Below are 23,091 nucleotides of genomic sequence, written 5' to 3' on the forward strand. Positions count from 1 at the left end.
GATCGGCGCAGCTCGTACGGGCCCGCGGGCCCGCCGTCAGCGGGTCGCGGCGGCTCGACGGCGGGCCGGATCAGCCCAGTTCGAGCACGCGGGCGTGCAGCACCTGGCGCTGTTGCAGCGCGGCCCGCACCGCGCGGTGCAGCCCGTCCTCCAGGTACAGGTCGCCCTGCCACTTCACGACGTGGGCGAACAGGTCGCCGTAGAACGTCGAGTCCTCCGCGAGCAGCGTTTCCAGGTCGAGCTGCTGCTTGGTGGTGACGAGCTGGTCAAGGCGTACCGGGCGTGGGGCCACATCCGCCCACTGGCGGGTGCTTTCCCGGCCGTGGTCGGGGTACGGCCGCCCGTTTCCGATGCGCTTGAAGATCACACGGAAAGCCTACCGGGCCCGCGGCACCCGGCGCAGCCATGAGGGCGCGGTACGGAACCGGCAAAGAGCGTCATATCGGGACCGAAGTGCGCGCACGGGTAAGGGGTTGCGGTGCGCCGACCCCGCGCGAGCACCGCCCCCCGCCCCTCCGGAACGCCGTCCTCCGGCAGTACGGCCACTCCATGCGGTCGCCGGCCAGCCGATGCGCAGGTGCCGGCTCCGCACGGGGCGTGGCAGCCCATCGGGGCGCGGCCACGCCCCGTGGGGGCCTCCCCGCCGGCGGGCCAGCCCGTTCGGACGCGCGGGGTGCTCTTCCCTGTGGGGGCGGGGCGCTCCCTGCGGCGGGGGTCCGCTGATCCGGGCGCGGGCCACGCCCCGTGGGGCTCTCTGCGGGGCGGGTCGGGCCCATTTCGACGCGGGCTGCTCTCTGAAGGGCGGGGCGCTCCCTACGGCTTCCCCGAGCCCCCGCCGCCCGCCTTCCCCGAGCCCCCGCCGCCCGCCTTCCCCGAGCCCCCGCCGCCCGCCTTGCCCGGCTTCCCCGCCCCGCCGTCCTGCTCGGCCGCCGCGCGGGCCGCCCGCTTGGCGCTCTGCTTGTACGCGCGGACCTTGGCCAGGGTTTCGGGACCGGTGATGTCGGCGGCCGAACGGTAGGCGCCCGCCTCGCCGTACGCGCCGGCCGCCGCGCGCCAACCGGTGGGGCGCACGCCGAGTTGCTTGCCGAGCAGGGCCAGGAAGATCTGCGACTTCTGCTTGCCGAAGCCCGGCAGCTCGTTCAGCCGGCGCAGCACCTCGCCCGCGTCGTCGCAGTCGCGCCACAGGGCCGTCGGGTCGCCGTCGTAGTGCTCGACCAGGTACGCGCAGAGCTGCTGCACCCGCTTGGCCATCGAACCCGGGTAACGGTGCACGGCGGGCTTGGCGACGAGCAGTTCGGCGAACTCCTCCGGGTCCCGCGCGGCGATCTCGTGCGCGTCCAGGTCGTCGGCCCCCATCCGCTGGGCGATGGTGTACGGGCCGGCGAAGGCCCACTCCATCGGCACCTGCTGGTCGAGCAGCATGCCGATCATGGTGGCCAGCGGGCTGCGGCTGAGCAGCGCGTCGGCGGCGGGTTCCTGGGCGAGTCGGATGCTGGTGGCCATGGGCGGTCGGGGCGCGGGCCCGGGCGGCGGTGGTCCGCCGCGCCCCGTCCTCCTCTCCTGCTCTGCTGCCGGACTGCTGCCGGACGGGGACGTAGCACCATCCTCATCCCGGCCCACCCGCCGCGCGACCGCGCGCCACGTCGGGCCCGGTGTGCCGTACGGGGCCCGGCCCGGTCCCGTACGCGCCGGCCGTTCGGCCACCCACCGGCGCCGATCCGGCCGTCCGCCGGACGCGGGAACCGCGGACCGTGGCGCGGCGGCCCGGCACCGGGCAAGATCGGATGTGCTCGCCGCCCGGCTCGGCGCAGCGGCGCGCCCGGCGGAATCGGTGGGCCCGGGCTACTCGACTACTCAACGGGGCCGGTGGACCCGGTCCGGCAGGCGGGGGCGGCGGGGCCGGCGAGCCCAGTGTGGCCGGCGAGCCCGGTGTGAACGGCGAGCCCGGTGGGAACAGCGGAGGGACGGACTGCGGTGCAGGTAGTGATCTTCGGGGCGACCGGGATGGTCGGCCAGGGCGTGTTGCGCGAGTGCCTGCTCGACGACCGGGTGACCGGCGTCCGTACGATCGGCCGCACCGCGCTCGGCCAGCGGCACGCCAAGCTCCGCGAGGTCATCCACGGCGACTTCGCCGACTTGTCGGCCATCGCCGACGAGTTGACCGGCGTCGACGCCTGCTTCTGGTGCCTGGGCATCTCGGCCGCGGGCAAGACCGGGGCGGAGTACCGGCGGGTGACGTACGACTACACGCTGGCCGCGGCCCGCGAACTCGCCGCCCGCAACCCGGGCCTGACCTTCACGTACGTCTCGGGCGAGGGCACCGACGGCAGCGGCACGTCCCGGGCCATGTGGGCCCGGGTGAAGGGCGAGACCGAGAACGCACTGCTGGGGCTCGACGTGGACGCGTACTTGTTCCGCCCGAACTACATCCACCCCGTCCACGGCGAACGCTCCAAGACGCCGCTCTACCGCGCCGCGTACGCCGCGGCCTCCTGGCTCTACCCGGTCCTGCGCCGGGTCGCGCCGGGCCAGGTGACCACGACCGAACGGCTCGGCCAGGCGATGATCACCGTCGCCGCCCGGCGCGGCGGTGGCCAGCGCGTGCTGCGCAGCCGTGACATCAACCACGTCGCGGGCGGCGTGGGGACGGCCTGACGGTGACGGCCTGACGGTGACGGTCTGCGGGCCGGCCGCTGACCAGCACCCCGGGGCGGGCCCCGTACCGGAGGACCTGTTGATCGCGCGGGTGTGATCAGTCCCCGCCGCCGCCCCCGTCGCCGCCTCCGCCGTCGCCCCCACCATCGCCGCCCCCGCCGTCGCCACCGCCCCCGTCGCTGCTGCCGCCGCCGTCACCCCAGCCGTCCGCGCCGTCGGAGCCGCCGCCGGAGTCCTCGCTGCCGCCGCCGATGTGGGTGAACCAGGGTTGCTCCCAGGCGATCGGTTCGCTCGGACTGGGCGCGGGGCGGCGGGTGCCGAACCGGATCGAACCGGTGCCGTCACCCAACGCGAAGGCGATCGCGAAGAACTGGGCCACCAACGCGTCCAGCGGGTCCCTGCTCTCGTACCAGACGTCCGCGAGCGGCAGCAGCGGCCGGCCGCGGTGGTCGGCGGGCTGGGCGCGGCTCAACTCGGCCACGAGGTGACCGTTGCGGAGCAGCCGCGAGGCACGGCTGTTGCGGCGGCGCAGCTCCCAGTGGCCCTGCGCGCTCTGGAGCGAGACGGTCCGCTGCGACTTGCGCCAACTGTGCGTCACGGACAGCGTGGCCGGCTGCTCGCCGATGGTCACGGTCAGCATCGACGCGGCGTCCCGGTGCCTGGCGGGCATCCCGTACGGGCCGCGCAGCCGGATCACGGGCGTGCCCGGGCCCCACACGTCGGCCCGGACCAGCCTGCGGTCCACGGTGACGGTGATCATCTCGCCGGTGGGGCCGCTCGACTGGCGGCGGGCGATCCACAGCGGCACGCCGTCGTGCTGCGCCTGCGCCGCGAGCGCGGCCACGGCCTCGGCACCGCCGCTCTGCGCCACGGCGAGCTGCCCCAACGCCTGCGCGAACTCCCGCGCCCGCCGCGCCTTCACCAGCATCACCGACCCCGAGGCCCGCACCACGGGCACCACTCCCACCCCCTCGGGCACGTCCCCGAGCACCCGCTCGGACCCCCCGCCCCCCACCCACTGCCCCCGCAGGAACGCCTCGCCCATCGCCACCAGGTTCAGGTGCGCGAGCGCAGTGCGCCGCCCATCGGCCCGCAACGTGAGCGTCGTCAGCTCCACGGTGCTGGCCAGCGGATTCCATGACTTCTCGGCGTAGCAGACGTCGCTCACCGGCTCCCCCTGTGGCCGCTCACGCGGCGGTCTTGTGTGTGGGTGGTTGGTTGGGTGGTGGTGGTTGGTTGGGTGGGTGGTGGGTGTGATGTGGGTGTTGGACGTTGGGTGTGGGTGTGGGTTACGGGGCGTGGGGTGGGTTTTGGTCAGCGAGAGCGTAGACGTTGGGGGTGGGGGTGTGGTTGCCGACCGGCAGCGGCGGTTGGGTTGGACGCGGTGGGCTGAGGGGGCGGGAAGCTGTGGGTGCGGGCCGATGAGCGGCAGCGGTGGCGCTAGTTCGCGCGGGCCGTGCCTGCCCTGAGGTGCTCTGCCAAGTGCTGGAATGCGGCCCACGCCCGTGGGTTGGTGCCGTCGCCGAGTGCGTAGTACAGGCCCGGTCTGCGGGCGGGGCCGAGGAGGGCGCCGGGTGCGAGGTGGGGCGGGTGGCTGGCGTGGTGCAGACCGATGTCCTGCACGGCTTCCGCACCCAGGGTGAAGGAGACGGGCACCGGCGACGGCTCCGGGTGCGCTGGCACCGTGAGGTCGCGGCGCGCGGCGCGGAGCGAGACGAGCAAGGAGCCCAGCCGGTGTTGGGTGACGAGGGTGTGGGCGAGGGCCGGGAGCGCGTCGAGCGGCGGCTCTTCGCCGGGGCCGTACCCGATCGTCAGTGTGCTGTCCTCGCCGACCCCGCCCCTGGTGCGGGCGATTTCCAAGGTGGCCAGGGCGGGGCGGCCCGGGCGGCCGACCGCGAGCAGCCAGGTGGGGCGCGGCATGCGCTGCCGTGCCAGTTCCGTGAGCTGGCGCGGGGACCAGGGGACGTTGATGGGCTCACTGGTGCCCCAGCCCGCCGGCGGCGCCCCGGTCAGCGCCCGCCATGCGGTCTCCAGGCCGCCGCCCAGCACCAGTTCGCCCGTGGCGGGGTGCTCGGCGCGCAGCGAGAGGACGAGTTGGCGTTCGCCGTCGGCACCCGGCGGCTGCGCGGGGCCGGTGTCGGCGTCAGGGGCCGGTACGAAGGCCGCTTCGCCCCACCGCAGCGGAGTGCCGGACAGGCCGTCGTAGTAGCGGTTGTCCCCGTCGTGGACGACCCAGCGGCCCGGGTGGGCGCGCAGGGCGCTCCGGGCGGCGAGGGTCAGCCGGCTCGTGGCGGGCGTGACCAGGTGCAGGGCGCGCCCGCCGGCCGCGGTGGTCTGGAGAGCGTCCGCCAGCCAGCCGCTGAGCGGGACCACCGGCCGGTCCTGGAGGACCAGCGCCGCCCGGTCGGTGAGCACCTCGGCTGCGGGCGGCGCGTCGGGCGGCGTCGGCGCGTTGGCCGGGTCGGGCGCGAGCGTGATGACCTCGGTCGTGGCCGAGCCGGGGGGCCAGACGACGCCGTCGAGCACGGTGGCCAGCCGCCCGGCGAAGGAGCCGGCCAAACCGGCGGCGCCCGCGACGGCTGTGGACGCCCGCGCCTCGGTCCACCACACGGGACCGTCGGGGACCGGGAGCTCCGTTCCCAGCAGGCGCTCCACCTCGCCGGGGACCTGTACGAGGATCGGTGCCTCCACCGAGAGCAGCGGATGGCCGGCCTCGTCCCGGAGCTGGATGACGGCGCCTTCGCCCGTGTGGGTCACCCGGGTGTCGGGACCGCCCGCGTACAGCCCGGCCAACAGTGTCGCCGGGTCGGGCTCCCGCGGGGTGAGGGCGATGACGTCCATGGTCACGAGGCGCCTCCGGGGCCGGGTCCACCGGGCTCAGCGGGCCCGGGCGGGGTGAGGGCGGTCTGGACGAGAAGGTGCGGGCGGCCCCGACGCACGAGCGTGCCGCGCCCCGGTGGTTGGGCCGACGGGTACAGGCCGGGGAACACCTGCCCCTCCGCCCGCTCGCCGGTCATCAGCAGGGCCGTGGTGCCGGACTCCCGCAACGCGGTCAAGAACGGGTCGTACAGCGCCCGGGCGGCCCCCGCCACCCGGCGCGCGATGACGAAGTGCAGACCGATGTCCTGCGCCGACGACACGTACGGCAGGAAGGCGGCGAGCGGCTGTTGTCCGGCCGCGGTGAGGATGTCGTAGTCGTCGATCAGGATCACCACGCGAGGGCCGGTGGGCCCGGTGCCGGCCGCGAACGCATCCAGCGCCTCCGGAGTCTCGTCCGGCATCCGCTTGCCGAGCTCGGCGGCGATGCCGCCGGCCAGCGCCCCGGCCAGCTTCCCGTTGTAGGCGTAGCCACCGCGGTACGGCTCCGGCACCACCTCACGCAGCCCGCGGCGCGGGTCGAACACCCCGAAGACCAGGGCGTCGTCCGGGTGGCGTGCGATGAGTTGGCGGGCGACGAGTGACAGCAGATTGGTCTTGCCGCACTCGTTGTCGCCGAGCACCAGTAGGTGCTGGTCCTGGCCGAACAGGTCGAGCAGGACGGGGCGCAGGTCGCTCTGGCCGAGGCCGATGGGGATCGCGTCGGGCTCCGCGGTGACGCCCGGCAACAGTGCGCCGGGCAACCGGGTGGGCAGCACGCGCACCGGAGCGGCGGGTTCGCCGTGCCAGGCGGCTCGTACGGTGCGGGTGGTGCGCTCCAGCGCGGGGCCGAGGTCGTCGACGGCCGGTCGGGCGTCGATGCGGGGCAGCGCCACTTGCGCGAACAGCTTGGCGTCCGTCAGCACCCGGCCCGGGGTCTCGGCGGTGAGCGTCTCGGCCAGCTTCCGGTCGATGCTGGAGTCGCCCGGGTCGTTCAGCCGTGCCTCCACCCTGGTGCCGAACATCGACTGGGTGGCGATCCGGACGTCGTTCCAACGCAGCATGGCGGCTACCACGTGGATGCCGTAACCGCTGCCGCGCCGCAGGAGTTCGGTGACCAGGTCATCCAGTTCCGCGAAGTCGTCGCGCAGTGCCCCGAACCCGTCGATGAGCAGTACGACGTCGGTCGACCCCAGCTCCGGCAGGCCGCCCGAGGCACGGGTGCGACGCAGTTCGTCGACCGAGTCGATGCGGTGCTCGCGGAAGAGCGCTTCGCGCGTCACCAGCATGGAACGCACTTCCTCGACGGTGCGTGCGGCCCGCTCGCGATCCGCCCGCCCGGCTATCCCGCCGACGCCTGGCAGCGGGGCCAACGCGGACAGGCCGCCGCCGGCCAGGTCGAGCCCGTAGACGGCGACCTCTTGCGGGGTGTGCGTCAGGGCGAGCGCGAGGGTGAGCGTGCGCAGGAAGGTGGTCTTGCCGGCCTGCGGCCCGCCGATGACCGCCACGTGCCCGCCCGCCTTGGTGAGGTCCAGGGTCCACGGACCTTGCCACTGCCGGGCGGGGTCGTCGAGCCGGCCCATGGGCACCCGCAGCGGACCGGCGTCATGGGTGAGGCGCAGGCCGCGGGTGTCCGTGCCGACCGGGCCGGCCACCGCGTCCAGCGGGAGGGCCGCGGGCAGCGGCGGCAGCCAGATGCGGCGCACCGGCGCAGCAGCACTCGCCAACTGGTCGACCAGCACCGACAACACCGAAGGCCCCGCGTCGCGCCGGCTTCCGGCGGGTCCGGTGTCCGCGGTGTCGGTGGCGTCCTGCGCGGCGTCCGGGTCGAGCACCGTGCTGGTGGTGGGGTACGGGAGGGCCAACGGCGCGTCCGGCTCGTACGCCTGCGCTGCCGGTCCGCGGTAGGCGCCGGAGACGTAGCCGGCCTTGAACCGCGCGTACACCGAGGTGTCCACCTTCAGGTAGCCGAACCCCGGCAGCGGGGGGAGCCCGAAGGCGTCGGTGGTGTCCAGCACGGTGCGGGACTCGTCGGCGGAGAACGTGCGCAGCCCGAGCCGGTAGGAGAGGTACGTCTCCAGTCCCCGGAGCCGGCCGCCCTCGATGCGCTGGCTGGAGAGCAGCAGGTGGATGCCGATGGAACGGCCGATCCTGCCGATGGACAGGAAGAGGTCGATGAAATCGGGCTTGGCGGTGAGCAGTTCACCGAACTCGTCGATGACGACGAAGAGGTGGGGCAGCGCCTCCCACGTGGGGTGCTGGGCGCGCAGGGCGGTGTAGTGGCCGATGTCCGCCAGGTTGCCCGCGTCCTTGAGGACCTGCTGGCGCCGCTTGACCTCGCCGGCCAGGCTGGTGTGGACCCGTTCGACCAGCCCCGCCTGGTTCTCCAGGTTGGTGATCATGCCGGCGACGTGCGGCAGTTCGGCGAAGGGAGCGAAGGTCGCGCCGCCCTTGTAGTCGACCAGGACGAGCGCGAGGGACTCGGGCGGGTGCGTCGCCGCCAGGGCGATGACCAGCGTCCGCAGCAGTTCGCTCTTGCCGGAGCCGGTGGCGCCCACGCACAGCCCGTGCGGGCCCATGCCCAGTTCGGCGGATTCCTTGAGGTCGAGCAGCATCGGCTGGTGATGGTCGTCGACGCCGATCGGCACGCGCAGGAAGTCCCGCTCGCCCCGGGCCGACCACAGCCCGTCGACATCCAGCGCCGCGGGGTCGGCGATGCCGAGCAGTTCGGGGAAGTCCACCGGCCCCGCCACGGGGGCGCCCTCCGCGGCGGACTCGGCCGACAGTCGCTGCGGGGCGAGCATCCTGGCCAGCCCCTCGGCTCCGGCGGCACCCACCGCGTCCCAACGGCCCTGGCTCGCCGGCGCTCCGAACGGTGCGGGCGCGGCCGGAGTGGTCACCGCGCCGGCCGCGGCCCGGTCCGGCTGGCGGAGGTCCTCGACCGTGACCCGGTCCTCCGCCACGGTGATCCGTACCGACACCTGGTCCGGCTCGTGTACCTGCTCGGCCAGCAGGTACAGCACCGTGACGCCCATGTCGCCGAGCGGCACGGCCGCATCCGGGCGCGGCAGTTCGGCCGCCGGCCGCCCGTGGTCGTCGCTGACCACCAGCAGCCGGCTGACCAGCCGCAGTGCGTCACGGTCGGACAGCCCGCGCCGCACCTGCGCCGCGTAGGAGGAGCGCCGGGCCAGATCGGGGCCGATGAGCCGGGCCAGCTCCGACAGGCCGGGCGCGAACCGGCGGGCGGCCACCGGCCCGTCGTACGCGTACGAGTCCAGGACGTGCGGCAGCCACTTGGCCCACTCCCAGTCGGCGAGCCGGTCGTCGGCGACGGCGAACGCCAGGGCCGCGTCGTCCGGCGCGTGCCACACCGCGGCCTGCACCAGCAGGGCGCGGGCCACCCCGAGGGCGGCGTCCCGGTCCCCGACGATGCTCACGTTCCCGACCCGGTCCAAGGGCACGGTGAGCGGGAAGTCGCTGGTGGTGGAGTAGCGGGCGATCAGGGCACGGGCCTCGTTGAGCATGAACCGGTCGGGTGGGGTCAGTACGCCGCCGCCCTGTTGCCCCATGGCCAGCGGCTGTACCGGCACCCCGCCCGTGCCCACCCGCACCGCGAGGAAGTCCGGGTCGCCACGGCGCCGCTCCCACAGCCGTGCCGGGTCCCGCACGATGTCGTACAGCGCCTGCGGGGGCGGGTTGAGCTCCCTGGAGCTGGCCCGGCGCTGGCGTTCGTCCGCGCCGAGCTCCTCCCGCAGCTCCTCCAGGTACTCCAGGTAGCGCTCGCGCTGGGCCCGCCGGGTGCGCTGGGCCTTGCCGCGCTGGGACCAGAACAGCGCCACGGCCCCGAGCAGCGCGACCACCAGGACGATCGCGCCCACCGCGGCGAACTGGCTGTTGCGGATGATGGTCATCATCACCACGGAACTCATGACACCGGCCATCGGCAGGAGCGCCGTCGCCGCGTTGCCGATCTTTCCCTCGGGCAGGTTCGGTGGGGCTTCGATGGACCGCGGCTCCGCCGCGACCAGCGGCCTGGTGGCCCGCGCGGGCCGGTGGACGAGGCGTTGGGTCATCGCGCGGTCACCGCACGGCCGAGCACCTCGGCGGCGAGGCGGATGGCCGCCTGCCGGGTCGCGGACGCCAGGAGCCGGGTCTGGACCGGCCCGCCGGCCGCCAGGTGCCGGTCGTACGGCAGCGTGAAGACCGCGGGGCCGGCCTCCCGGAGGTGGGCGGACGCGGCCTTCAGGTCGAGCGAGGCGTGCGGCGTGCTGGTGGTCAGCGCCACGACGGTACGCGCGGTGGCCGGCCGGGGCAGCGTCGCCAGCCACTCCACCACGGCCCGGGTGCCGGCCACGCCCTCGACCGTGGCCGGGGCGACGAGGACGTGTGCGTGCGCGGTGTCGACGGCCGTCCGTGCCACCTCGCCCGGCAGCGTCTCGCAGTCGATGACGGTGATCCCGAAGTAGCGGCGCAGTGCCACCGTCACGGTGCGGTAGGTCGGGATGTCAACGCGCGACCCGACCCGCCCCTGCCCGGCAGGCAGCAGCCAGCCGCCGTCCGTCAACGGCACCAGGTAGCCGGTGACGTCGGTGAGCTGCATGGACGGGACGACGAGTTGCGCGAGGTCCGCACACGACCAGCGCACGGACGGCGCGCCCAACCGGGCCGGCAGCGTGCCGAGCGCGGCGTCCGCCTCCAGGGTGAGCACGGGATCGTGGCGGTAGTGGTTGTACACCCGGCTCAGCAGTGCGGCCACAGTGGTCTTGCCGGCTCCGCCCCGAATGCTGGTCACCACGATCTGCCGGCCCGTGGTGACCGGCTGCTGCAACTCCTGGGCCAGCCGCGTCTCCACCGCCACGGCGCGCGCCGCCGACGAGCCGAACGCGCCGCGCAGGGCACGCAGCGAGCGGCGCGGCACGGACTCGCCCCGGCGCTGCCGACCGCCCGCCGACGCCAGAGCGGGCGGCAGCACGGGAAGGGATTCGGGGGCGGGTGGCAACGACTGTCGCGCCGCGGCAGCGATGTCGGGCTCCGGACCCGCCGGCCGCTCTGACGCGGCGGGGACGCCGGTCGCCTGGTGGGCCTGTTGCTGATGTTGCGGGGGTTGGTGCTGCGGGGTGTGGGGCGCAGGTGCCGAGGCGGTGTGGTGCCCGGCGGTCGCCACCGGTTCGGCCCCCGCGGTCTGGCCCTCGGCCCGCGGGGAGCGATCCGTTGCGGAGGATTCCTGCGCGCGCGTACGGGCCGCGCCGGGCGCCGCACCGGCCGACGGTGGCTGTTCCGTTTTCGCGGCAGCCCCCTGCACACCGATGCTCTTGAGCACACTGCGCTGCCAGTCGTCCCGCGACATGCCCCACCCCTACGCGAATGTGTCGAGCAGCCGCCCGTACACCCCGAAGACACCGATGACCAGCGGGAGGAGCGCGATCACGGCGAACGATTCGACCACGTCCCCCATCCGCCGCAGCCGCACCCGCACGTGTTCGGCGGGCCGTACGGCGAGGACGAGCAGCGGCAGGACCGCCAGCCCGGTGGCGACCGCCAGCGGACCCGCCGGGTCCGCATGGGCCAGCCAGACGGTCACCAGCCGCACCCCGAGCACCGCGCCGGCCAGCAGGAGCACCACGACCTCGACGACGAGCGGGAACGCCCGCGAACGCAGCAGCACGGCCACCGCGACGGCGGCGGTGAGCAGCACCGTCCACACGGTGGGCGTGCGCAGCGCGAGCACCCCGGCGGTCGCGCCGGACACGGCACACACGCAGGTGGCGAGGGCGAGCGCGCGGTGCGTGGCGCTCAGCGCCGTGGACACCTCGTAGCGGCTCACCGAGGTGCCTGCCGAGCGGCGGTCGTCGAGCGCGGCGAGCCCGGACGCCATCAGGGCCAGTCTCGGCAACACCCCGAGCACGACGACGGAGACGACGGCCAGCAGGGCGCCGACACGGGCCTGATCGGTCGCGGTGTGCGCGGCGTCGTTGAACGCGATGGCGGCCTCCCAACACCCGGCCGCCCCGGCCGCGGCCCCGGCCCCCACCAGGCCGCCGCGTCCCAGCGGCGAGCACCAGCCGAGCAGGGCGAGAGTGATCACCGCCACCGCCGCTACCGCCGCCAACCGCTCGGCTCCCGACCAGGCGTGGGCGTCTCCCAGCGTCCAGGCACCGAGCACCCCGAGCACTCCGGCCGCCACGATCAGCGTCGTCGCCAGTCCGCGTCGACGCGCTCGACCGGCGAGGGCCCCGATTAGCGCGGCGGGTGCGGCAGATCCGGCGAGCACCGGCCCCGCGTCGTCCGCGGCGAACTCGTGGCGCGCCAACAGGGCGGCGACCAGGGTCCACCCGACCGCGATCAGACCGGCGGTGGCCCGCCGTGCCTGCGGACCCCAGCGCCAGGGGCGTACGTCCAGGTCGTCCGCGACCTCGTCGGTGACGTCGTGCACCACGGGTGCGGACGGCGCGTCCTGCACCCGCACCAGCCGGAGTACGGCGCCGTCGGGTACGTGCGCCGCCGCGAGGGTGGCGTCCGGTGCGAGCACGGTGCCGTCGCTGGTGACGAGGTGGCGGAGCATCGGCCGGGCCGGTATTCGGTCACCGAGCAGTTCCATGACGTCGGGCAGGAGCCGCCCCACGGGCTCGTCGGAGGGCAGCACGAGGTCGATCCGCCGTCGCTCGCCGACCAGGGTGACCCGGCTCAGCCCGGTCCGGCGCCGTGCCTCGACAGCTATCACGAGTTCGAACCTACCATCGAGAATGCGCCGTTCGGGGCGGGTGCGGACGACCCTGCGGGAGCCGTCGTCGACGCGGGCGAAGGCACCGTACGCGCCGGCTGGCCGGGGTCCCGGTCCACGATCCGGTGCGACACGAACGACCATCCCACGCAGCCGGCACACACCACGGCCGCGATCACCATGCCGGCGAACGCCTTCCCCACCCGCTCGTCGATCGACCGCCGCCGCCGCTCGCCGCCGAAGAGCAGGGCGTCCCGCATCCGGCGCCGACGCACGGACACGGATTCGAGGAGCTGACTGTCGTAGTCCTGGGCAACCATGGGGAACTCACCTCCGCGGGGAGACGTACGAGAAGCGAAAAGGGGCGGGTCAGGCGAAGGCTGCCGGGCGCCCGGCAGGGCGCTGCGCACACAACGCCCGGTGGTGCAGGGTCACATGTCGAACTCGCCGACCCAACTGCGATCGAGGATGCACGAGGGAAGGTATTCGGACTCGACGTCGATGGGGAATCCGGCGTCGTAGGCGAGACAGGCAATGGCCAACAGGTCGAGAGCGACGGCACCATCGGCGGTTTCCATGCGCTCTTCGTTGGCCGTCCAGTAGGCCTTGTGTAGTTGAAGCGCTTGCACGAGCGCCGTGTTGAACCCCGCATGGTCCCGATCAAGGAAGCGGTAGAACAGGTTGAGCGGCGGATAGAGCAACCGCAGCATGAGTTCACGACCGGCGATCGGCGCGTCGTCGGGATCGGCCCCCTTGAACGCCCGAACGAACTTGTCGCTGAGCCCCGGCCGTTCCGTCCAGTACGTCTGGAGCGAATCCACCCAGTCGTAGATGTACTCGTCGTAGATCGCCCCCGACTCCCGCAACAGCGAAATGGGCACCTGACAGAGCTGGTCCATCCGCGGCTGGTCCCGACAGGTGATCGCCATCCAGAAGGCGGTCAACCAGTTGCCCGCATCGGTGAAGTGCTGCGGCCCGGTCGCCGAAAAGGTGCGCATCTTCTCGGCGATGCGGCAGGACACGGTGGTACCGGGAGCGGCGGTGGCGGCGGCGAAGAGGGCGGAACCTACTTGGGCGGCCTGCATCCAGGCTTCCCAGGTTTCCACCTTGTCTGCATGGGGGTCATGGAGGAGGTGTAGGCGCGCTCGGCTCTCCATAATGCCGAGCGTCAGCCCGAACATGCGCGGTGAGTTTTCCAGCCGGATGAGCCTTTTCTCGACGCCTCCTTCGACGATGCGGAAGATCTCTGATCGGTCGACCGGTGGAGAAGGGTCGTCTCGGCTGATCTGCGTAGGCATATCGATACTCCCTATCCGACGTCGAATTGTTGCATTTCGTAACCCGAGTACTGCCCCTTTGTGGACTTCGCTTTAATGAGTAGGTAATCAACCCTTCCGTCGTATAGTGCAATTTCCAGCTCTTCGGCCAGTCTTGTTTCGTGAGGGTTTCTACCCGTTTCGGCGCGTTTTCTCATCTCGTACACGATTGTCTGGAAATACTCCCTGGTCCCTTGGTTTACCAGGCGGCCTCGATATGATTTTCGATAGCCAAGTCTGGTGGTGGTCGACCCCTTGGCCTCAACGACTATAAAGCGCCCATTGGCATCTTCGTATATCTGGTCGAATCGGTTGTTTCCGAATTTTCCGTCATCTACGCGTTTTGCGTTGGGGTAGTGCTCGGGAATGGCATGTAGTCGTGCTACGTCTTCACCGAAATTCTCGCTGGACTTCAGCATCTTCCCATGCAGCGGCGAGTGTGCCTGCTCGGCCTGCTGTACGGCCGCCTCGGTCTCTTGCGTTGCGCGGGCGGCATGGGCCTCTTCCGCCTTTTTGAGTTTGTCCTCGGCGGCGTTGTCGGCGATCACTGCTCTTTCTTTTGCTGCCGCACTCTGTTCGAGTTCGTGCCGGGCGGTCGGGCGCAGCCTTTCGAGGTCCCCGTGAATGGGGGAATCGTGCAAATAGCGCTCCAGTACCGGCGGTGGCAGATCGCTTTTCGCTATCCATGTCGATGGGTTATCCGGATTACGGGTGATCTGTGGAGTTCGGTGGCCGAATTCGTCTAGGCGGCGAGCGATGCGTCGGTGGCCGTCCCGCCGGTAGAACTCCTTGAAATAGTCGGGGTCGACATTGGCCCGTGCCACCTGTAGCCGGACGATTTCTCGCCCGTCCGTCTCGTTCGCCAACCGGGCGCGGATGTCGTCGGGGTCGGCCCCGTGCCCGCGCACCCCGTCTGGCGCACCCTGGGCGGGAGGCCCCTCACCCCCACCCCGACCCCCCACGGCCGGCGGCACATCGCCGCTCCCGTGGTGGGGAGGCGTGCCGCCGCCGGGCCCGGTGTCGTGGTGTGTCGAGGGACCGCCGGTGCGGGCACCCGCGGACACTGGCTCCCGGGCGGGGGCGTGGGCGGGTTCCCGATGGCCGGGGGTGGTGTCCGGAGGGGTGTGGTGGCCTGAGGGGGTGCGGTCGGCTGCTGACGGCTCTGGGCGGGCCGGTGCCGTGATGAGTTGGCCGTCGGCGTCGCGGGCCGTGAAGTGGCCGTTGTGGACGGTGAGGCGGGAACCGTCGCCCAGTACGAGGACGCTGTGCGGGCTGTCGAGACCGTGCGATGCGGCCAGGTTGGCACGGAACCGCGCGGTGACGTCGACGATCTTGGGGGCTCTGGCCAGCGCCTTGCTGGTGAGCGTGACGGTGGCGCCCAGCGGGTCGGCGTAGGCGCCGACCTTCCCCGCCTTGCCCAACTTGCCGCTCCGGCCGGCCGTACTCGCCGCGCCCAGGGAGAGGATGGTGATGATGGCCGTCGGAGCCGCGCGGGCCGGGTTCTCCTTCCACATGTCCCACGCCACCATCCCCTTGGCCGTGTGGACGAACGTCTCCTTGAGGTGCTTCTCGGCGGGGGTCTCCTCGTCCTCGCCGATCGCCCAGTCCATGGCGGCGTCGTAGGGCGTCAGCAGGTAGAGGCCCAGGCCACCGGCCGAGTCCCGCAAGTTGGCCCAGGCGTCACCGTCCCCCGTGGCCAGCAGCGTGAGGCCCTGCACCACGCCGACGACGTTGTCGCGGATGATCCCGTCGTAGACGAAGCTCTTGACGTGGTGGCCGATGTCCCACTTGTCGTACGTGCGCTTGGCGGGCGAGCCCCAGGGGAGGTCCTTGCTCTGGTCGAGCGCCTCTTCCTCGTACCCGTACATGTTCGGCTGGTGGCTGCCGTCGTCAGGGACGAGGCCGGGCTTGCCGGCGAGGCCGAGTATGGTGCCGGCGGCCTTGCGCTCGGCCGCATGGAAGGCCGCAACGGCCGCGTTCACGTCGCTGACCAGCGTGTTGTGCCGGTCGACCTTCTTCTGGTCTTCGGTCCAGTCGTCGTCGTCCTCGACGCTCGTGACGAAGTCCCGGGCGTCCTGCTGTAACTGTTCGAGGCGCGCCGCCAGTGGGCGGACCTCGCCCGCGTACGTCTGGAGGGCGCCCGCCACCTTCTCCAGCTTCCCGGCGAAGTCGCCTGCCTTGTCGCGTACCGGGGCGGTGCTTGCGAACAGGAGGTCGTCTTCGGGGGCCTCGTAGGACGAGGAGAGCAGTTGGAAGCGCTCGTGCACCTCGAAGCCGCGCTGCCGGATGCCGTTAGCGGCGTACTCCAGGTCCGCGATGTCCTTTTCCAACTGCTCCAGTTTGCCCGTGTACTGCGGTATGTAGGTCGGGCTGATCATGTCCATCAGCGGTCCTGCCGTCCCCCCACGCTCGGGCCGTCCGGGTCCGGCACCTGGAGCGCTGCGTCCTGGGCCTGGGCCGCCATGTCCAGGTCTCCCATGAGGTAGGCGCCGGTCGCCGCGCGGGCGCCGAGGATGGACCGGGCGGCCCGGAGTCCGATGAACTGAAGGTCAGGGACGGTCGACTGGGCGAACACGGCCAACGCCGCGGCGACCGGCCCCTGACTGCTGGTGCCGCACGTCGGTTCGGTGATCGTTCCCACCGATGACGCTGCGCTCTCCATGTGCTTCAGGTACGCGTCGGTGTGCCCCTTGAGCCCGCCCGCGGCCTCGTCCGTGAGCGAGGTGACCGTACGGACCCCCGATGGCGTGATGTCCCACTTCGTCATGCGCTATCTCCCCCCGTGGCACGCCGCTGCGTGCCGCGCGTTCGACTGGGCGTCAGGCAGCCAGCCCAAAGGGGCCAGGCGCTGTGCAGCGCGTGGCCGATGTTGGTGGTGGAGCTGGCGGTGTCAGCCGATCCCGTCCACCGCTGCCCGCGCCTTGGCGAGCGTGTTGCGGGCGGTGGTGTCGTTCTTCTCCAGGGTGTTCTTGACCAGTCGGATGATGTCCCGGACCTCGTTGGCCGAACGGTTCCAGCGCGCCTCTTTGGCGTGGTACTCGTCCGCCACGCCATCGGCCTTGAAATCGGCCATGGCGGCCTTCACCGCTCGATCGCGGTCGGCCAGCACCAGTTCGAGGCGGCCGATGACACCCTGAAGCCCGCCCTGTACCTCGGCGGACGCTCCCAGGTCGTAGCTGCGGCGGTCCTGGTTGCTCATGACTACCCCCCGTTCAGCGCCCGGAGAACCGGGCCGCTTCGAAATTGGCACCGGACATGGTCTGTTGGGCGTTGTCCGCCTGTTCCTGGTCTCCGGTGCCGAAGGCGCTGTCCATCCCGCTCTGGCCGCCCAGGATCATCCGCAGGGATTCGTTGAGCGCCGCGGTGATCTCGTCGGAACGGTCCTTGAAGGAGTCGAACGCCGCCCGCCCCGCCCCGTTGAAGCGCCCCTCCAGCGGCTGGACGGCCGCGATGAGTGCCTGGATCAACGTGCCGAGGTCGTCGCTCGATCCGACGGTGCTCTTGCCCAGGTCGGACAGCGTGGTGCTGCCCATGTCGAACTTCACTTCGCTCCCCCTAGCTGCTGCGTTCCCCTGTTGCGGTCGGCCCGCTCGCAACGCACGGTCCCGCGCTCCCCGGCGCGGCCCCACCCGCCTACGTCGCGTGGACGCACTGCACGCCAAACGCGTGTTCCAATTGCGTACAGCTACGCCAACGATACGGTGCGCTGCCTCTACGCGCTGTAGCAGTTCCGTGACGACGATCGATTTCGCCCATCGGGGCGGGGTGGATCCGGCTGGGTCAGATAGGGCGTATCGGGGGATTCTCCTCTGGTCTCGTAAGAGTGGAGGACGCGGCTCTCTCCGTGCGTGGAGTGGCGCTGGAGCGAACTCCGTGCCCTATCCACCTTGTTGTCGGCGTCGTGGCGGATGCGCGCCCTCAGCCGCTCCGTCGGACGCTCCTCCTGCACCGCCAAGCGGTTCCGGTCGGGAAGGGGGTGACGTTGGCCGAAACTTGGCGTTGGGGCCGGCGGGGAAACCGCTCCCAGGGCGAAGCGGCGTCGCGGTGGCAGGGGCAGCGCGGGGGAGGGGTAGGAGGGCGGTGTCACAGCACCCCCGAACGCCCCGGCACACACCCCACCCCCACCCCCGTACCCTGACCCCACCATCAGCGGAGGAGTATCCCGTGGCCAGTGGCAGTGGCAGTGGCAGTGGTGTCGGTGCGGGTAGTGGTGCGGGTGGTCCCGCGCGGCTTGGGTGGGGGGAGCCCGCGCGGCTCATCGAGCGGTTTGGGCTTGAGCCGATACCGCGCGAGGGTGGGTGGTTCGTGCGGACCTGGGCCGGGGAGGAGCGGGGGGACGGGCGGCCCGAGGGGTCGGCCATCGTCGTGTTGTTCACCGATGAGCCCGACGGGTTTTCCGCCCTGCACCGGCTCGCTTCCGATGAGACCTGGCACTTCTACCTCGGCGAACCCTTCGAACTGCTGCTCCTCGCGCCCGACGGCTCGGCCCGTACGGTGCTGCTCGGCCCCGACGTGTTCGGCGGGCAGTGCGTGCAGTTCACCGTTCCGGCCGGGACCTGGATGGGCGGGGTGGTGGCCGGCGCTGGGGGCTGGTCGTTGGTGGGGTGCACCATGGCGCCGGGGTTCAGCGAGGAGACGTACGAGCACGGTGACGCGGACGCCCTGGCCGCGGACTATCCACAACTCGCCGAACGGGTGCGGGCGCTGTGTCGACCGTGAGGCGACCAACCTGCTGGAGAGGATGGGGAGTTGGAGAGTGAGGTGCTGCCCGATCTGCGCGGGCAGGTCGTGTTGGTGACCGGGGCCGGTGGGTGGATCGGACAGGGGATCGCGCGGCGGTTCGCCGCCGCGGGCGCGGCCGTCGTCGCGCACTACCGCAGCAGCGCAGACAGCGCCCGCGCCCTCGTCGCGGAGATCGAGGGCGCGGGCGGCGAGGCGCTGGCCATCGGCGCCGACCTGGCCGCCGAGGCCGAGTGCCGACGGCTCGTCCAGGAGGCCGCCCAGTGGCGCGGGCGGCTAACCGCGCTGGTCAACAACGCCGGCGTGCAGCCGATCCAGCCACTCGCGGAGATGACCGGCGCCGACTGGTCCGCGGTCGTCGACACCAACCTCGGCTCCACCTTCGCCTGCACCCAGGCCGCGGCCGAGGTGATGCGGCCGGCCGGCGGCGGCACCATCACGCACATCGCCTCCATCGAGGCCAGCCAGCCCGCGCCGGGCCACGCGCACTACAACGCGGCCAAGGCGGCGATCGTCATGCACGCCAGGTCGGCGGCGCTGGAGTACGGCCTGTACGGGATTCGGGTCAACTCCGTCTCGCCCGGGCTGATCGAGCGGCCCGGGCTCGCGGACGCCTGGCCCGACGGCGTACGGCGCTGGACGGCTGCCGTGCCCGCGGGCCGCCTCGGGCGCGCCGCGGACGTCGGCAACGCCTGCGTCTTCCTGGCCTCGCCGCTGGCCTCCTTCGTCAACGGCCACGACCTGGTGGTCGACGGCGGCGTCTCGGCCCGTCCGACCTGGTAGCCCGCCCCCGCCGGCAGGCGTCTACTGCCGACAGACCCTCGCCGGCAGACACCCCGCCGGCAGGCGCCCCCCTCACTCACCCACCCACATACTCCCGCAAATGCTCGGCCGTCAGCGTGTCCCCCTTTTCGACCAGGGCGGTGGGGGTCCCTTCGAAGATGATCTGGCCGCCTGCGTGGCCGCCGCCGGGGCCGAGGTCGATGAGCCAGTCGGCGTGTGCCATCACCGCCTGGTGGTGTTCGATGACCACGACCGTGTTGCCGGCATCCACCAACTGGTCGAGCAGGGCGAGGAGTTTGTCCACGTCGGCGAGGTGGAGGCCGGTGGTCGGTTCGTCCAGGACGTACGTGGAGGACTTCTCCGCCATGTGGATGGCGAGCTTGATGCGCTGGCGTTCGCCGCCGGAGAGCGTGTTGAGCGGCTGACCGAGGCGCAGGTAGCCGAGGCCGACGTCGTTGAGGCGGCCGAGGATGGTGTGGGCCTGGCCGGTGGGGAAGAACGTGTGTGCCTCGGCGATCGACATGCCGAGCACCTCGCTGATGTTCTTGCCGCGCAGCGTGTACGTCAGCACCTCCGGCGTGAACCGCTTGCCCTCGCACTCCTCGCAGGTGGAGGCCACGCCGGCCATCATGGCCAGGTCGGTGTAGACGAGGCCGAGGCCGTTGCAGTTCGGGCAGGCGCCCGCGGAGTTGGCGCTGAACAGGGCCGGCTTGACGCCGTTGGCCTTGGCGAAGGCGGTACGGATCGGGCCGAGCAGCCCGGTGTAGGTGGCCGGGTTGGAGCGGCGGGAGCCGCGGATGGGGGACTGGTCGGCGACGACCACGCCCTCCCGGCCGCTCAGGTAGCCGTGGATCAGCGAGCTCTTTCCGGAGCCGGCCACCCCGGTCACCACCGTGAGCACCCCCTCGGGCACCTCCACGTCCACGTTCTTCAGGTTGTGCGCGTCGGCCCCGCGGATCGACAGCCAGCCGCGCGGCGTCCGCGGCTGCTCGCGCAGCTTCGCGCGGTGGTCCAGGTGGCGCCCGGTGAGCGTGCCGGAGGCGCGTAGCCCGGGCACGTCGCCCGCGTAACACAGGTGCCCGCCCTCGGAACCCGCGCCGGGACCGAGGTCGACGACGTGGTCGGCGATCGCGATGACCTCCGGCTTGTGCTCCACGACCAGCACCGTGTTGCCCTTGTCGCGCAGCCGCAGCAGCAGGTCGTTCATCCGCCGGATGTCGTGCGGGTGCAGGCCCACCGTCGGCTCGTCGAAGACGTACGTCACGTCGGTGAGGCTGGAGCCGAGGTGGCGCACCATCTTCACGCGCTGCGCCTCGCCGCCGGACAGGGTGCCGGACGGGCGGTCCAGGCTGAGGTAGCCGAGGCCGATCTCGACGAGGGAGTCCAGCAGGTCGCGCAGCGCGCTGACGATGGGGCCGACGGAGGCGTCGGCGATGCCGCGGACGAACGTGGCCAGGTCGCTGATCTGCATCGCCGAGCACTGCGCGATGTTGACGCCGTCGATGGTGCTGGACAGTGCGGCGGCGTTCAGCCGGGAGCCGCCGCAGTCCGGGCAGCTCCTGAAGACCACCGCCCGGTCCACGAAGGCGCGCAACTGGGTCTGCATCGTCTCGCGGTCCTTGGTCAAGTACACCCGCTGCACCTTGGTGACCAGGCCCTCGTAGGTGATGGTGTGCGAACTGGTCTTGATCTTGGTGCTGGGCTTGTAGAGGAAGTCGGCCCACTCGGTCTCGGTGAAGTCGGCGAGCTTGGTGTCCGGGTCGTACAGGCCGGAGTTCGCCATCACCTGCCAGTACCAGTTGTCGACCGCGAAGCCGGGCACGGTGATCGCGCCCTCGTTCAACGACTTGGTGCGGTCCACGAGTTGGTCGACGTCGACCGTCGACACCTCGCCGACGCCCTCGCACGCGGTGCACATGCCCTCGGCGACGTTGAAGCTGAACGCGCTTGAGGTGCCGATGTGCGGGGTGCCGAGGCGGCTGTAGATGATGCGCAGCATCGTGTACGCGTCGGTGGCGGTGCCCACCGTGGAGCGCGAGTTGGCGCCCATCCGCTCCTGGTCCACGACGATCGCCGCGCTCAGGTTGTGCAGCGCGTCCACGTCCGGCCGGCCCAGGCTCGGCATGAAGGACTGGACGAAGGCCGTGTACGTCTCGTTGATCAGCCGCTGCGACTCGGCCGCGATGGTGCCGAAGACCAGCGAGGACTTGCCGGACCCGGAGACCCCGGTGAAGACCGTGAGCCGCCGCTTGGGCAGGTCGAGCGAGACCTCGCGCAGGTTGTTCTCCCGCGCGCCGCGGACCTGGATGACGCTGTGCTGGTCGGCGGCGGTGAGCGGAGCAAGGGGGGCGGTGGGGGCCGGCGTGCCGGGGGCCTGGGTGGCTATCGGGGCGGGCGTGCCTTCGGCCGGCGCGGCTGCGGGTGTGCGGGCGGGCTGGGGCGGTACGGCGGGCATGGCGGATCTCCTTGTTCCCCGCGCCGGCGGGCCGGCGGTACGCGGTACGGCGGGTCGTCGGTTCGGCAGTACGACGCGGCTCGGTCGTGCGACGACACGGCCGTACGCGACGACACGACGGGTACGACGACACGACGGGTACGGCGCTGCGGCGGCGCGGGCGCGGGGGAGTGGAAAAGCGGGACGGTGCGCAGACATTACCCCGTCCGGCGCCGATCCGTGCATTCTTTTCGGCTCCCGGATACCGTTCCGGCATTCCCGCTTTCGCCCTCCGGAACGTACGCTCTCGCCTGTCGGAATATCGTCCGCGAATTTCCCCGTCGCGGACCGTGAATGACCTCGACGTGCGGTATTCGGGAACGTTCCTGCGGGGCCTGCGGTGGCGCCGCGGCCGGACCCGGCCGCGGGCCCGTGGCGCCGCCGGTCCCGGACGCGGCGGAACGTCGTTGACCAGCAGTGATGACCGCATCGCGGTGGGACGTTGAGGCACGTGGACGGGTACGGGCCTGCGGCCGGGAGCCGCTATCGGGGAACCGTCGTGGAGCCATCGCGGAACCGCCGCTGAACCGCCGAGGAAGAGGCATCGGAATGCGTCCCTCCGCGCGCGGAATTACGGGTGAGTGGTTAGCGTGAAGGCCGGACCACCCGCTCAAGGTCTGGGCGGGCCGGGCGAGCGAGAGGACGTGAGGGGCCATGGCCACCTACCCGGAAGGGGTGCCGTGTTGGGCCGACGCCATGTTCACCGACCTGGAGGGCGCGAAGGCGTTCTACGGTGACGTCCTGGGCTGGACGTTCGGCGAGAGCTCCACCGAGTTCGGCAACTACACGCAGGCGTACGTGGGGGACCAGGCCGTGGCCGCCGTGGTGCCGCCGATGCCGGGCTCCGAGGAGAGCTCCGCGTGGTGCCTGTACTTCGCGTCGGACGATGCCGCCGCGACCGCCGCCCGGATCAGGGACAACGGCGGCGAGGTGCTGATGGGGCCGATGCAGGTCAGCGACTTCGGCACGATGGTGCTCGCCCGCGACCCGGCCGGCGTCGCCTTCGGCGTCTGGCAGGGCGACCGGCACCAGGGCTTCGACAAGGTCGGTGAGGTCGGCGCGTACTGCTGGGCCGAGGTCTACACCCGCCAGCCGGAACAGACCGACGCCTTCTTCACCGCCGTCTTCGGCTACCGGGCCCAGCGCGTGGACGACGACCAGATGGACTTCAAGATCTTCACGCCGGCCGGCCAGGACGGCGAGGCGGTGCTCGGCCGCGCCGCGATGGGCGAGGACTTCCCGGCCGAGGCCCCGGCCCACATCAAGATCTACTTCACGGTGGCCGACTGCGACGCCGCCGTCACCCGCGCCACCGCCCGCGGCGCCAAGGTCCACTTCGGCCCGCTGGCCACCCCCTTCGGCCGCTTCGCCTCCCTCGGCGACCCGCAGGGCGCGGCCTTCGCGGTGATCGACCCCAGCAACACGGAGGGGGAGATGCCGAAGATGAAGGACGCGTAGGCGGAGGGCCGGGCCGGCGCGGTGCCGGGTGGGCGCTGCGCATGACTTCGGCCCGCTTGCCCCCTGGC

18 protein-coding genes are annotated in these 23,091 nt (G+C 72.2%); 4 read left to right on the plus strand and 14 right to left on the minus strand.

The annotated features are described in order from the left end of the window. Window positions 1-70: 70 nt before the first annotated feature. On the minus strand, window positions 71-367 hold the full coding sequence (locus ACMA1D_RS15715; RefSeq protein WP_003986294.1) for a type II toxin-antitoxin system VapB family antitoxin: 297 nt from the start codon (window positions 365-367) through the stop codon (window positions 71-73). Between the two features lie 446 nt (window positions 368-813). After that, window positions 814-1,503, minus strand: a complete 690-nt coding sequence (locus tag ACMA1D_RS15720) for an HhH-GPD-type base excision DNA repair protein (RefSeq protein WP_414724589.1) — start codon at window positions 1,501-1,503, stop codon at window positions 814-816. A 471-nt stretch (window positions 1,504-1,974) separates the two neighbouring features. On the opposite strand from ACMA1D_RS15720, the gene ACMA1D_RS15725 reads away from it, so the two are divergent. Next, the gene (locus ACMA1D_RS15725; protein WP_414724590.1) at window positions 1,975-2,655 is read left to right on the plus strand and encodes an NAD-dependent epimerase/dehydratase family protein; all 681 of its coding nucleotides are present in this window, start codon (window positions 1,975-1,977) and stop codon (window positions 2,653-2,655) included. 97 nt (window positions 2,656-2,752) lie between these two features. On the opposite strand, the gene ACMA1D_RS15730 is transcribed toward ACMA1D_RS15725, so the two are convergent. The 11 genes from ACMA1D_RS15730 to ACMA1D_RS15780 all read right to left on the minus strand — a co-directional run bounded on the left by ACMA1D_RS15730 (window position 2,753) and on the right by ACMA1D_RS15780 (window position 17,093). Beyond that, on the minus strand, window positions 2,753-3,823 hold the full coding sequence (locus ACMA1D_RS15730; protein ID WP_414724591.1) for a hypothetical protein: 1,071 nt from the start codon (window positions 3,821-3,823) through the stop codon (window positions 2,753-2,755). A gap of 272 nt (window positions 3,824-4,095) precedes the next feature. Then, window positions 4,096-5,496: a DUF6177 family protein gene (locus ACMA1D_RS15735; RefSeq protein WP_414724648.1), complete on the minus strand. Its 1,401-nt coding sequence runs from the start codon at window positions 5,494-5,496 to the stop codon at window positions 4,096-4,098. 2 nt (window positions 5,497-5,498) lie between these two features. Further along, window positions 5,499-9,584 carry a type VII secretion protein EccCa gene (gene eccCa, locus ACMA1D_RS15740; RefSeq protein ID WP_414724592.1) on the minus strand — a complete coding sequence of 1,362 codons (4,086 nt, stop codon included), beginning with the start codon at window positions 9,582-9,584 and terminating at the stop codon, window positions 5,499-5,501. Continuing rightward, on the minus strand, window positions 9,581-10,858 hold the full coding sequence (locus tag ACMA1D_RS15745; protein WP_414724593.1) for a type VII secretion protein: 1,278 nt from the start codon (window positions 10,856-10,858) through the stop codon (window positions 9,581-9,583). The genes eccCa and ACMA1D_RS15745 overlap by 4 nt, the downstream gene beginning before the upstream one ends. A gap of 9 nt (window positions 10,859-10,867) precedes the next feature. Then, window positions 10,868-12,232, minus strand: a complete 1,365-nt coding sequence (locus tag ACMA1D_RS15750) for an EsaB/YukD family protein (RefSeq protein ID WP_414724594.1) — start codon at window positions 12,230-12,232, stop codon at window positions 10,868-10,870. Next, complete coding sequence (locus ACMA1D_RS15755) at window positions 12,229-12,552, minus strand: hypothetical protein (RefSeq protein WP_414724595.1); 324 nt, start codon at window positions 12,550-12,552, stop codon at window positions 12,229-12,231. The genes ACMA1D_RS15750 and ACMA1D_RS15755 overlap by 4 nt, the downstream gene beginning before the upstream one ends. Before the next feature lie 111 nt (window positions 12,553-12,663). Next, a complete protein-coding gene (locus ACMA1D_RS15760; RefSeq protein WP_414724596.1) occupies window positions 12,664-13,530 on the minus strand; it encodes an immunity 49 family protein in 867 nt (288 codons plus the stop codon). A gap of 11 nt (window positions 13,531-13,541) precedes the next feature. Then, window positions 13,542-15,932 (minus strand): hypothetical protein, encoded by a 2,391-nt coding sequence (locus ACMA1D_RS15765; protein ID WP_414724597.1) that lies wholly within the window; start codon window positions 15,930-15,932, stop codon window positions 13,542-13,544. After that, entirely contained in the window at window positions 15,932-16,315 is a 384-nt protein-coding gene (locus tag ACMA1D_RS15770; protein ID WP_414724598.1) for a DUF6507 family protein, read from the minus strand. The genes ACMA1D_RS15765 and ACMA1D_RS15770 overlap by 1 nt, the downstream gene beginning before the upstream one ends. Before the next feature lie 123 nt (window positions 16,316-16,438). Beyond that, window positions 16,439-16,747: a pore-forming ESAT-6 family protein gene (locus ACMA1D_RS15775; protein WP_414724599.1), complete on the minus strand. Its 309-nt coding sequence runs from the start codon at window positions 16,745-16,747 to the stop codon at window positions 16,439-16,441. Between the two features lie 13 nt (window positions 16,748-16,760). Continuing rightward, window positions 16,761-17,093, minus strand: a complete 333-nt coding sequence (locus ACMA1D_RS15780) for a hypothetical protein (RefSeq protein WP_414724600.1) — start codon at window positions 17,091-17,093, stop codon at window positions 16,761-16,763. A 712-nt stretch (window positions 17,094-17,805) separates the two neighbouring features. On the opposite strand from ACMA1D_RS15780, the gene ACMA1D_RS15785 reads away from it, so the two are divergent. Together ACMA1D_RS15785 and ACMA1D_RS15790 are read left to right on the plus strand one after the other, a co-directional pair. After that, window positions 17,806-18,267 (plus strand): cupin domain-containing protein, encoded by a 462-nt coding sequence (locus tag ACMA1D_RS15785; RefSeq protein WP_414724649.1) that lies wholly within the window; start codon window positions 17,806-17,808, stop codon window positions 18,265-18,267. Between the two features lie 30 nt (window positions 18,268-18,297). Further along, window positions 18,298-19,071 (plus strand): SDR family NAD(P)-dependent oxidoreductase, encoded by a 774-nt coding sequence (locus ACMA1D_RS15790; protein ID WP_414724601.1) that lies wholly within the window; start codon window positions 18,298-18,300, stop codon window positions 19,069-19,071. Window positions 19,072-19,147: 76 nt separating this feature from the next. Here the strand turns inward: ACMA1D_RS15790 and ACMA1D_RS15795 are convergent, their stop codons facing one another. Next, window positions 19,148-21,526, minus strand: a complete 2,379-nt coding sequence (locus ACMA1D_RS15795; RefSeq protein ID WP_414724602.1) for an ATP-binding cassette domain-containing protein — start codon at window positions 21,524-21,526, stop codon at window positions 19,148-19,150. A 693-nt stretch (window positions 21,527-22,219) separates the two neighbouring features. Here ACMA1D_RS15795 and ACMA1D_RS15800 point away from each other — a divergent pair. Further along, window positions 22,220-23,023 (plus strand): VOC family protein, encoded by an 804-nt coding sequence (locus ACMA1D_RS15800; RefSeq protein WP_414724603.1) that lies wholly within the window; start codon window positions 22,220-22,222, stop codon window positions 23,021-23,023. Window positions 23,024-23,091: the final 68 nt, after the last annotated feature.

This window comes from Streptomyces sp. 796.1 (assembly GCF_047525675.1).
Classification (GTDB): Bacteria; Actinomycetota; Actinomycetes; order Streptomycetales; family Streptomycetaceae; genus Streptomyces.

What these genes read in the sequence shown, in the direction of transcription:
- eccCa (WP_414724592.1), bottom strand. Translation starts at nt 9,584, where the DNA reads ATGACCCAACGCCTCGTCCACCGGCCCGCGCGGGCCACCAGGCCGCTG.
- ACMA1D_RS15745 (WP_414724593.1), bottom strand. Translation starts at nt 10,858, where the DNA reads ATGTCGCGGGACGACTGGCAGCGCAGTGTGCTCAAGAGCATCGGTGTG.
- ACMA1D_RS15770 (WP_414724598.1), bottom strand. Translation starts at nt 16,315, where the DNA reads ATGACGAAGTGGGACATCACGCCATCGGGGGTCCGTACGGTCACCTCG.
- ACMA1D_RS15720 (WP_414724589.1), bottom strand. Translation starts at nt 1,503, where the DNA reads ATGGCCACCAGCATCCGACTCGCCCAGGAACCCGCCGCCGACGCGCTG.
- ACMA1D_RS15760 (WP_414724596.1), bottom strand. Translation starts at nt 13,530, where the DNA reads ATGCCTACGCAGATCAGCCGAGACGACCCTTCTCCACCGGTCGACCGA.
- ACMA1D_RS15735 (WP_414724648.1), bottom strand. Translation starts at nt 5,496, where the DNA reads ATGGACGTCATCGCCCTCACCCCGCGGGAGCCCGACCCGGCGACACTG.
- ACMA1D_RS15775 (WP_414724599.1), bottom strand. Translation starts at nt 16,747, where the DNA reads ATGAGCAACCAGGACCGCCGCAGCTACGACCTGGGAGCGTCCGCCGAG.
- ACMA1D_RS15800 (WP_414724603.1), top strand. Translation starts at nt 22,220, where the DNA reads ATGGCCACCTACCCGGAAGGGGTGCCGTGTTGGGCCGACGCCATGTTC.
- ACMA1D_RS15765 (WP_414724597.1), bottom strand. Translation starts at nt 15,932, where the DNA reads ATGGACATGATCAGCCCGACCTACATACCGCAGTACACGGGCAAACTG.
- ACMA1D_RS15755 (WP_414724595.1), bottom strand. Translation starts at nt 12,552, where the DNA reads ATGGTTGCCCAGGACTACGACAGTCAGCTCCTCGAATCCGTGTCCGTG.
- ACMA1D_RS15795 (WP_414724602.1), bottom strand. Translation starts at nt 21,526, where the DNA reads ATGCCCGCCGTACCGCCCCAGCCCGCCCGCACACCCGCAGCCGCGCCG.